Source organism: Oleiphilus sp. HI0043, from assembly GCF_001634935.1.
In genome coordinates this window covers 1-1,035 of record NZ_LWEY01000012.1, presented here as the reverse complement: position 1 = coordinate 1,035, position 1,035 = coordinate 1, and the positions used below count along the sequence as shown (strand labels likewise).

Below are 1,035 nucleotides of genomic sequence, written 5' to 3'. Positions count from 1 at the left end.
GCAGATTAGTTCCTATTCTGCCAGCACTAAATACACAGTTAAGTATATTTGCTATTGGTATACGCCGAAGCTATTTCAGCAGCATTTCGGTCATTTTATGTTTTGGTCGGTCTTAAAAGGCGCGAGGGAGTTAATTTCCTTTTCAGATTTTGATGCAGTGCTAGGTAGTTGGGCGCATCCTGATGGTTTTGTTGCGCAAAAGCTCTCATATAGGCTGAAGCTACCTTATTTTATTAAGGTGCACGGCAGTGATATCAATGTGCTGACAGAGGATAAGAATAGAAATAAACAGATTCAACAAGTATGCAAAGGGGCTACGCATATTTTTACGCCCTCTGATGCTTTGCGGCTTAAGGTTTGTGGCTTGGGAGTTGAGAAGTCTAAGGTAACCAGAGTATACAACGGTGTTGATAATAAGTTGTTTTATCCAGAGGAAATAGCGTCAAATCCTTATTTCTTATTTGTCGGAAACCTTAAAAAAGATAAAGGTGTGTTAGACCTCCTAGATGCGTATGATGGCTATGTAAAAAGTGGAGGGAGTAAACTATTAAAGTTTATTGGTGATGGCGCTATGAGCCCGGTATTGGCTGAAAGAGTCGCTGCTTATGGCTTAGAGGCCAAAGTTTCTATGTTAGGAGCCCTAAAGCATGCTGATACAGCAAAGTATATACGCCAAAGTGGTTTGTTAATACTTCCTTCGTATCATGAGGGAGTTCCAAATGTACTGCTTGAGGCTGCAAATTGTGGCGTACCGGTAGTTTCTACTCGAGTAGGTGGCATTCCAGAAGTGGTTAAGGATGGAGTTTCAGGTATTTTAATCGAAGCAGGCGATTGTGAGGCCTTAACTAAAGCTATGGTGGACTTTGATCTGAATACTGCTTGCTGGAATAGAGAAGTTATTAAGGCTCACGGAAACCTGTTTTCATGGCCAAAGAATGTAAATGAAATTGACCAAATTATATGTAAAGCAGTACAAGGAAGTTCGGATGCATAATAGCCGTAATGTAATATTGATTTGTAATTATTCCAAAAAAT

General features: G+C 40.0%; 1 protein-coding gene. It reads left to right on the top strand.

Annotated elements, in window-relative coordinates; all coding sequences use genetic code 11:
- On the top strand, positions 1-994 hold a 994-nt coding region (locus A3729_RS00715; protein ID WP_156497547.1), incomplete at its 5' end, for a glycosyltransferase.
- Between the last annotated feature and the right edge of the window lie 41 nt (positions 995-1,035).